Below are 9,775 nucleotides of genomic sequence, written 5' to 3' on the forward strand. Positions count from 1 at the left end.
GATGTATCGGTACAGGAGTAAAAGCACCATGCCGAATGTTGCCAACCCCAGACGCTGCAAATCGTTGGGTCTATTATTGCTCGCGTCGCTAAGCGCATTTGCTGCGCACGCGCAGCAACAGTCGTTAAAACCGCTAGAGCCGCACTTATTATTAGCTGGCGGTGGATTAAAAATTTGCTCCAGCATGGCGCACCAATATTGCGACGAAACCGATTGGATTGACCGCGATAGCATGCGTACCGACCGCTATTTAAATCTGACCGGCAAATATCGACAAGCAGCTATCGATAAAGATATTTGGCCGGGCGCGCGTGAACCCGAGCGTAAAGAAGTGATTGAGGCGATTGATTTAGTGCGCGAACGGTTAAACGAAGACATCGTGCCAGAGCGCCGCTTTCAAGAAGAATTTACACGTCGTGCGACCAAGCAATTATACGACAAGTTGTCGGATGCGGAATGGAACCGCATTATCGATCACTTAGAGATGCCGCATGTGGCGACGCTGCAAACACGCGTTAATCTGGCCGAAACCATGAACAAAGATTCGCTGGCCATCATGCAACGCTTTGCCGAGATGGCGCAGCAGCGTCATCAAGGTGAGGGCAAGGCGAAAGTGCTATTTGTCACCGCCGGCGCGCGCGATAGCTTCACCGATGTCGGTTACTATGACAGTTTATTCCAACAACTAGGCGTCGATGGCGAATGGCTACCGTTGGATGCAGCGGTGGTTGCAGCGCAGCGGCAAGGACGTTGTGACGAGTTAGATAAGGTGCGTGCGGAAACGGTAGGCGCCTGGGATCGGGCTCGTGTTTATCCGCAACTGCATCAACGCCAAGTGGCGTTTTGTAAGTCATCGGAGCAAGCGGTGAGCATGGTTGAAGGCGCCGATGGCTTGTTTTTTGCCGATGGCAGCGCCAATCGTATTCGTGACAGCCTGATCCGTCCTAACAATAGCGCCACACCATTGTTGCAAACCATCGCCTTGCAAATTAGCGAAGAAGAGCTTGCGGTTGGCGGCAGTGGCGCCGGTGCGGCGGTGATGAGTGGTGGGCCGTTGATCACTAACGGTAGTAGTCGCGAGGCGCTGAAGTCGGGCGCATTAGCCGCCGAGCCACCGATGTTTGGTTGTAATTTAGATGGCACCTGCCCGCCCAATGTCAGCGTTGATAGCCTGACTTATCATCCGTTAGGCGGTATTCAGTTATTCCATTTTGGTTCGTTAGATTCGGCCTTTTCTGAACAGGGTCGTCAAGCGCGATTGATGCGCTTGGCCGCAACCACATCAACGCCGGTATCGGTGGGGATTGATGAAAACACCGCGCTGTTGGTCAATTTGAAAAATGGTGAGTTTGGTATTATCGGCGAACGTGGTGTATTTATTGTCGAAAATGCGCAACAAGCGGACAATATGGTTGCTGCTAACTTTCAATACTTATTGGCCGGTTCGCGCGGTTTATTAACGCCGCGGCGGGTCGCGGTTGCCAAGTTAGCCAACGAGCATGACGTGGTCAAAGTCGAACCCACCACCCGTTTCTTAGATAATCGCGGCGCCATCGACTCGATGCGCGTACTGTGTCGCGGCGAGCGCAAGCAAATTAACCTGTTACAAGACGACTTTTCGTTGATGATGCAGGTTGATGATGACAGCGTGTTGCAAGCCGCCGGTGGCGAATGCCAAGTGCTTAATGGCCGTATGGGTATTGTTTGGCAGCCTGAAAAACAGCTGTAAAAGTGATCATTAGTGGTATTAAAAAAGCCACCGTTGCGTTGCTCGCGATGGTGGCTTTTTTGATTTGCTGGCAGTCGTTTATTGAATACCGTATTGGCTACGGTAAGCGCTAACTGATTCCAAGTGTTGTTTAAAGTCGTCGCTATCGGCTAAATAATTGATGACATCGTTCAGCGATACGATGCTGATCACCGGCGCCCCAAAGTCGCGTTCAACCTCTTGAATGGCCGATAACTCGCCTTGGCCTTTTTCTTGACGGTCTAGGGCAATCAATACACCGGCCAGTTCGGCTTGATTAGCCTCAACAATGGCCATTGACTCGCGGATAGCGGTGCCTGCCGTGATAACATCATCTACCAACATCACTTTGCCTTGCAGCGCTGCGCCGACTAGGTTACCGCCTTCACCGTGGTCTTTCTTTTCTTTGCGGTTAAAGCAATAAGGCACATCGTGTTGATGCTGGTCGTACAGAGCAATCGCGGTAGCGGTAGCAATCGGGATACCTTTGTAGGCGGGACCAAACAATAGATCAAAATCGACCTTGGCATCCATCAGCGCGGCGGCGTAAAAGCGCCCCAAACGGGCTAAATCGGAGCCTTGGTTAAATAAACCGGCGTTAAAAAAGTACGGGCTTTTGCGTCCGGATTTAAGCGTGAATTCGCCAAACTTCAGTACTTCGCGCTCAATGGCAAATTCGATAAAGGCTTTTTGGTAGTCTTTCATCGCTGCATTTCCTTAGGCTAAGGCGGCTTTTTGTGCGTCGATTAATTCGCGAATGCTGTTACGCGCCAGTGTCAGCAGCTCTTGCATTTCTTCTAGGCTAAAGGGTTCGCCCTCGGCGGTACCTTGCACTTCGATAAACTTACCAGCCTCGGTCATGACCACGTTCATATCGGTTTCGGCGGCTGAATCCTCTAAGTATTCTAAGTCGCTGACTGCGGCGCCGTCATAAATACCTACCGAAATAGCGGCTACCAGACCTTTTAACGGATTCACCTTAACCATACCTTTGGCGCGCATCCAGTTCAGCGCGTCGACCAATGCCACGCAGGCGCCGGTGATTGAGGCGGTACGCGTGCCACCGTCGGCCTGAATAACGTCGCAATCGACGGTGATGCTGTTTTCACCCAATGCCGCCAAATCGACACAGGCGCGCAACGAGCGTGCGATCAAGCGTTGAATTTCCATGGTGCGACCACCCTGTTTGCCACGTGCCGCTTCACGTTGTGAGCGGGTGTGGGTGGCGCGCGGTAACATGCCGTACTCGGCGGTTACCCAGCCTTGGCCCTTGCCCTTCAAAAAGCGCGGCACACCGGCTTCGACCGATGCCGTACAAAGTACTTTGGTCTCGCCAAACTCAACCAACACCGAGCCTTCGGCATGCTTGGTGTATTGACGGGTGATGGTAACGGGACGAATTTGTTGGGCAGTACGGCCACTTGGACGCATATCATCTCTCTCGCTGTTGCTGAACTATTATGGGATCAGGGTGAATTGCCAGCGATTATAGCACGGCACAGACTTGTCGTAAGGTGGGGGTTGACGGCTTTTGCCGTGCTTGAATCGCCCATACACTATTGTTGCGCTCGGTAAACCGGATGAAAATAGCCCGCACGCGGTTAACGTACGGGCTAATAAGGGGAACGCGGAGTTTTAAAAACGACCTTTTACACCCAGTGAGAAGGTTGGACCATACTCTTCCCATTGTAGTGTGTAATCTTTTGAACCTTGATAAAGTTCCAATGGCGCATCGTTGATGTTGGTAATTTCCGCGACCAATTCGAACGCTTTACTGAAACGATAAGACGCGGTTAAGTCGAGTTGCTTGTGCGGTGCGACATAAATATCGTAGCGGCTGTCATCACCCACTTCTTCTAAATACTCGTCGCGGTAAGTCCAGCTTAAACGGGTACTAAAATTGCCGCGTTCAAAACCAATAAATAGATTGGCATTTTTGTCTGCTGACTCCGGGATAGAAAAGCTCTCGCCAGCTCGCTCTAGAAGCTCTAATTCGGTATCCAGCAAGGTCAAATTGGCGCCGAATAAAAAGCCTGCTAAGGCGCCTTGGTTAACGCTATGCTGCCAATTTGCTTCGAAGCCTTTGACGCTGGCGCTAGTAGCATTCACTGGACGCTCGACATCATAGCCGTCGAATTCGGCGACGTTGTTACTAGTCAGATTGACCACATAGTTATCGATGTCCTTATAGAACACACCGAGCGATAACAGGCTGCTATCGGCGTAATACCAGTCGTACATCAAGTCCCAGTTCATGGCTTCATAAGGGTCAAGATCGGGATTACCCAGTTCGACGTCTAAATCTTCTAAATCGACCTCGGCGCGCGGTGATAAGTCTTTAAAACTAGGGCGGGCGATGGTGTTGGTCCAAGCCGCGCGGAGTTTCATATCGTCGGCTAAATCGTAAGCGATATGTACGCTGGGTAGGACGTTGGTGTAATCACTTTTAGCAAAGCGATCGCTGATGGTTAACCCGCCGTTCTCATCAAATGTCAGCTGTTTACCTTGCGCTTCAAACCGGGTCTGTTCAACGCGCACGCCAGCAATGATACGGGTACGTGTCAAATCCACGGTAGCCATCAAATAACCGGCATACACATCTTCACTGGCATCAAAATCCTGACCCTCCAGCAACGCGCGATTCTCGATAAGGTCTTTCTCGCGCTCTTTAAACTGGTCGCGGTTTTGATAGAAATAATCCATATAAGCGCCGCTGCTAATGCCATCGCCTAAATCGCCTAAGCCATAGTCCGGCGCGGCAATGGTCAAGTCGGCGAGACTGGCATCCGGCACATCACGCAACTCATACTCGCCGACATCGGCGTACTTGTCTTTTAAGCGCATATCAAAACCGGTTTTTAGTGTCAGCTCGGTTAAGCCAAATGCGTACGGAAACTCGGCGTCAAAACCTGCATTATATTCATCGTCATTGACTATCTTCGGTACTAGTACGGCGCGATCCAGCGTGTAATTGGCGTTATCGAGATGCAAACGAGTGGCCTGACCGTTTTCCAAAATATCGAAGCTCGGTAAGCCTTGGCCGATTTGGTAGCGAGCGCCTAGACTATCGTCGTTGTACTCATAACGGCCTTCATTCTCATCCAATACCCGCTCCCGTGTTTTCGAATAACCCGCACGGTAATTCAGCGTCCAATCGCGAAAACGGTATTCGCCACCCGCGTCGATGGCGAGTGTGTCCTGCTCTTTGGTGCGAAAGCGAATGCGACGTTTAATGGCGTCACCTGGCAATTCATTGATGACGGCGCTACTGCCATCAAAAGCGCTTAATTCGCCGTCTTCAAAAGAAAAGATACTGCGTTGGCGTGTCTCTTCGTCGGTAAATTCGCTGTAAATGGTATTTAGATACAGACGACTGGCGTCGCTAGGGCGGTATTCTAAGTTTAGATTGGTGCCTAAGCGTTCGCGATTGACGTAATATTTGCGTTGTTGTACCTCGATCACCGAAAACACGTCTTCCCCGGCAAAATCGACTTTGTCATACTCAGCTTCAACGTTATCCGACTCGAGTTTACGGTCTAAATAGTTAATACCAAAGGCATAACCAAACTTATCGTTGACCACGTCGCTGATGTTGAATTGCATTTTGGGACTGGTGTCGCCGCTGAGGTCATTGTACGAGGCTTCTGCCCGATAACGCACGCTTAAACCGTCACGGTCAAACGGCGATGGCGATTTAATATCGATAGCGCCGCCTAAGGCGTCGCCTGGCATGTCTGCGGTTGGCGCTTTAACCAGCTCGATACTTTCGACCGAACCGGTCGGAATGACGTCGAGCGGTACGGCCCGAGAGCCGTCTTCCGGCGTACCTACGCGCACGCCGTTTAGGGTCACCGTGTTCAACGATGACGACAAACCACGTACGCTTACAAAACGTCCTTCACCTTGGTCACGAGTAATACTGGTGCCGGGCAAACGTTGTAACGACTCGGCCACGTTTTGGTCAACAAACTGGCCCATATCATCGGCGGCAATGAAGTTGCTGATGGCGTCGGCGGCGCGGTACTCGTTTAAGGCGCGGTTACTGGCATCGCGTTGACTAGTAATTTGAATGCGTTCGATGTCGTCGCGCGGCGTTAAGCTGACATTGAGTTGCTGGCTTTGCTGATTGAGCGTCAATTGACGTTCGCTAGTCGGTAAACCAATGTACTCAAAAGTCAGGGTGACTTGCTCAGCATCTATCTGGCGTAAGTTATAGCGGCCGGTGGCGTCGGTAAATACACTTTGCTGACTGTTTTTAACGCTAACGCGGACACCCGCTAATGGTGCACCGTTAGCGTCGCTGACTTGGCCTTGCACGGTCGTTGCGGCGTACACCATGGTACTCAGTGGCGCCGTTAAAGCAGTGATAATACAGGTCGTTAAAAGGCTTCTGTTGGTTTTTTTAAGAAACGACATACGAACACATCCTGTTAGTAAGTGACCCACTAGCGGGGGCGTAAGAACGCCCGTAGGCTAGCGTTAGCGGATGACAGAAATGCATAATTTTTATGTCTTTTTTGTGACGTCAATGTGTGAATTTGATGTCAGTGACATGTAGTTGTCATTTTTACGCGCTAGGCTAGCGGTGCTTGAAACAACTTGGGGTGTCATAAGGAACTGTTATATGCGTAGGTGTTTTGCTGGACTGTTTGTCATCTTGGCCTCTTGGTCGAGTGTTATCATGGCGCAAGAGGTCACCCTGACCATCGCCAAATTACACCCGACTCAGGCGGTGCTCGCATACGACCAAGTGACCAAAAAAATCGATAAATACCAACATCAACAAAAGGCATTTAATAAAGACTTAAACGAGCTACCTCGCAAAACCGTGGTGCTTGGGCCAGCGGGTCAATATTATCTGACCGACGGTCACCATACCTTTAGTGCGATGCGTGAGTTCAGCCCGTTGCGGGCAGAACAACCGGTGACTGTGCGGGTCACAGCGGATAAGTCGGACTTGAGCCAAACCGAGTTTTGGCAATGGCTGGTCGCTAACGACCAAGTCTGGTTGCGCGATGGTCGTGGCCAGTTAGTCGAGATTGATGACATGCCTAGGCAAGTAGGGCGCGAATTTATGGCCGATGACCCGTTACGTGGCGCGATGTATTGGCTACGCGATCGCTACCTGCGCAAACCCGAAAAAGCGATACCCTTTGTGGAGTTTTATTGGGCACAGTATGTCCGAGAGCATGCGCAGTGGGCGCAGCCGCAACAGCGTGGCGTATTAGCCGATCTGCGTTGGTTGCAACGCATCGGTGAGTTTATCCAGCAGCTTCCGGCCGAGACCGTCATTGGGCCCGATGGCGAGACCGCTGTCGAGATGGGACAAATTGCCGCACAAGCGCATCGCCAAGCGCTGATCGAAACGCCTGCTTACAACAGCGAAGAAGGACTATTGACCGCCGTAGTCGAAATTCCTGCAGGTAGTGTCGACAAATGGCAACTAGACCACGACGATAACGATTGGCTCAGTTGGGAGCTACAGAATGAGCAGCCCCGAAAAATTGCCTATTTGTCCTACCCAATTAACTACGGCGCCTTGCCTAACACGCTGGCAGCACGCGCCGACGGCGGCGATGGCGACCCACTGGATGTGTTGATCCTAGGACCTGCCTTACCGCGTGGTAGTCAATTGTCGGTGCGTATTATTGGACGTCTACAAATGACCGATAACGGCGAACGTGACGATAAGTATATAGCGGTTGTGCCCAGCGATACGGTGTTTAGTGAACTGCAATCGGTAAGCGAACTACAACAGCGTTGGCCTGGAATCACCGCTATTCTGCAAACTTGGTTTAGCCATTATAAGGGCGCGGAGGGTCAGGTGTCGGGATTACACTTTGACGATCAAGGTGTGGATGTTGATTAACTGCGTAAAATTAGCCTGACAAGGCTGTCGTTGAGTGGTTAGCTTGCTTATAATCGCTGCCTGATGTGGTCGTCATAGATAGGAAAGGCAGCTTATGAGTATTCAGCGTATCGCCATTTATTGCGGTTCTAACAGTGGCCGTGAGCCGTATTATCGAGAAGCAGCGGTTGCGCTGGTCAAGGTGTTGGCTGCACGCGGTATCGATATCGTCTACGGCGGTGCCTCGGTAGGACTAATGGGCGAAATTGCCAACACGGCGTTGTCGCTGGGACGGCAGGTATATGGCGTGATCCCACAAGCGTTGATCGATAAAGAAATCGCGCACAACGGACTGAGCGAAATGCATGTGGTGCAAACCATGCACGAACGTAAATTGAAAATGAGCGAGTTAGCCGACGGCTTTATCGCCTTGCCCGGCGGCTTGGGCACATTAGAAGAAATCTTTGAAATGCTGACGTGGCAGCAATTGGAATTTCACCAAAAGCCATGCGCGTTTTTGAATGTAAGTGGTTACTACAATCATTTGTTGCAGTTTTTACAGCATACCGTCGACGAGGGCTTTGTGCGCGATGGGCACCATCAAATGATCCTGCACAACGACAATGCTGAGGCGTTAGTGGACGCCATGTTGGCGTTCAAACCAATTACCGTGCGTAAGTGGATAAATTAACCACGCCAGCGTATTATCGGCGCTAATGCCGACAGCAACAGTGTCACACTTGTCGCACTGACCAACAGGATAAAGCACATGATTCAGAGTATGACCGGCTACGCCCGCCACGAGCTTAAAGCGGAGTGGGGTAGCGCCGTATGGGAAATTCGTTCGGTTAACCAGCGTTATTTAGAAACCAACTTTCGTTTGCCCGATCAGTTTCGTAGCCTAGAAAACTTGCTGCGTGAGCGTTTTCGTAAGCAATTACAACGCGGCAAGGTCGATTGCGGCTTACGATTGAACATCGAGCGCAGCCAGCAAAGTAGCTTGAATCTGAATGAATCGTTAGCCGAAAGCGTTATCGAAAGCGCGCGTTGGATCGCCGAACGTGCGCGCAACCCGCAAATCAACGTCATGGATGTGCTGAAATGGCCAGGCGTGGTTGACGCACAAGAAGAAGACATGGATGCCATTCAACGGGATGTATTAAGCGCCTTAGAAAAAGCGCTTAACGCCTTTATCGACACCCGCAAAAGTGAAGGCGACGCGTTAAAAAGCATGCTCGAAGAGCGTTTGCTAGGCGTTGAAAAACAAGTCGCAGTCGTTCGCGAACACATGCCTGCAGTGATGCAATGGCAGCGCGAACGCATTCAAAAACGCTTTGAAGAAGCGCAGCTAGAACTCGATCCGCAGCGCCTTGAGCAAGAAATGATCATGCTCGCGCAAAAAGTCGACGTCGCCGAAGAACTCGACCGCCTCGGCGCCCACACCAAAGAAGCGCGCAGCATCCTCAATAAAGGTGGCGCCTGCGGCCGCCGCCTCGACTTTATGATGCAAGAGTTCAACCGCGAAGCCAACACCCTCGCCTCCAAATCCATCAACGCCGACATCACCGCCGCCGCCGTCGAGCTGAAGGTATTGATTGAGCAGATGCGGGAGCAGATCCAGAATATTGAGTAAAGCTCACTAACGCTCAAAAATATTCATAACAACCTGAAAAACCTCGCTTTATAGCGGGGTTTTGTTTTTCATCGTTCCGTATTTTTTCATTCTGTTTCATCCAATTGGTGAGTATTGTGGTGAGTACTTTTCACTGCTAGTCTCAAACTACTGGTGAGTACAAGAGGTGAAAAAAATGCCAAATTTAACAGTGAAACAAGTCAACATACTTGGTAAAGGCAAGCCAAGTAAAACATCCGATGGCAATGGGTTATCGTTTGTCGTTCCAAATCGTGGTGAACCTTATTGGTCCTTGAGATATTCCTTTAATGGAAAGAGGAGAGAAAAGTCGCTGGGTAAGTTCGGGCAACTGACACTAGCTGAAGCACGTGGAGAAGCAGAAACAATCAGAGCGATGCTCAGAGAAGGCGTTGATCCACTATCATTGAGCTCTCTTACCAAACATAGCGGGATGACTTTTAACGAGCTATTTCAAGATATGTACGAAAATAAGCTTCTTAAACGATTGGAAAGGCCTTGTAAATATCCCATTTATAACACAGTCATC

General features: G+C 50.6%; 8 protein-coding genes. 5 read left to right on the forward strand and 3 right to left on the reverse strand.

Annotated elements, in window-relative coordinates; genetic code table 11:
* Positions 1-28 precede the first annotated feature (28 nt).
* Complete coding sequence (locus A10D4_RS11030; protein ID WP_008489577.1) at positions 29-1,729, forward strand: type 1 glutamine amidotransferase family protein; 1,701 nt, start codon at positions 29-31, stop codon at positions 1,727-1,729.
* Positions 1,730-1,807: 78 nt separating this feature from the next.
* Here A10D4_RS11030 and pyrE read toward each other — a convergent pair whose 3' ends face one another.
* The 3 genes from pyrE to A10D4_RS11045 all read right to left on the reverse strand — a co-directional run bounded on the left by pyrE (position 1,808) and on the right by A10D4_RS11045 (position 6,163).
* Positions 1,808-2,452: an orotate phosphoribosyltransferase gene (gene pyrE / locus A10D4_RS11035; RefSeq protein ID WP_008489578.1), complete on the reverse strand. Its 645-nt coding sequence runs from the start codon at positions 2,450-2,452 to the stop codon at positions 1,808-1,810.
* Between the two features lie 12 nt (positions 2,453-2,464).
* Positions 2,465-3,178 carry a ribonuclease PH gene (gene rph / locus A10D4_RS11040; RefSeq protein ID WP_008489579.1) on the reverse strand — a complete coding sequence of 238 codons (714 nt, stop codon included), beginning with the start codon at positions 3,176-3,178 and terminating at the stop codon, positions 2,465-2,467.
* Positions 3,179-3,382: 204 nt separating this feature from the next.
* Positions 3,383-6,163 (reverse strand): TonB-dependent receptor, encoded by a 2,781-nt coding sequence (locus A10D4_RS11045; protein WP_008489580.1) that lies wholly within the window; start codon positions 6,161-6,163, stop codon positions 3,383-3,385.
* A gap of 208 nt (positions 6,164-6,371) precedes the next feature.
* Here A10D4_RS11045 and A10D4_RS13720 point away from each other — a divergent pair, with 208 nt between their 5' ends.
* From A10D4_RS13720 to A10D4_RS11065, 4 genes are all read left to right on the forward strand, one after another.
* Positions 6,372-7,616, forward strand: coding sequence for a ParB-like protein (locus A10D4_RS13720; protein WP_008489581.1), 1,245 nt, complete (start codon positions 6,372-6,374; stop codon positions 7,614-7,616).
* Between the two features lie 94 nt (positions 7,617-7,710).
* The gene (locus A10D4_RS11055) at positions 7,711-8,286 is read left to right on the forward strand and encodes an LOG family protein (RefSeq protein WP_008489583.1); all 576 of its coding nucleotides are present in this window, start codon (positions 7,711-7,713) and stop codon (positions 8,284-8,286) included.
* 78 nt (positions 8,287-8,364) lie between these two features.
* Positions 8,365-9,228, forward strand: a complete 864-nt coding sequence (locus tag A10D4_RS11060; protein WP_008489584.1) for a YicC/YloC family endoribonuclease — start codon at positions 8,365-8,367, stop codon at positions 9,226-9,228.
* A gap of 175 nt (positions 9,229-9,403) precedes the next feature.
* The coding region (locus A10D4_RS11065; protein WP_008489585.1) for an Arm DNA-binding domain-containing protein at positions 9,404-9,775 on the forward strand (372 nt) is incomplete at its 3' end.

Source organism: Idiomarina xiamenensis 10-D-4, assembly GCF_000299895.1.
Taxonomy (GTDB): Bacteria; Pseudomonadota; Gammaproteobacteria; order Enterobacterales; family Alteromonadaceae; genus Idiomarina; species Idiomarina xiamenensis.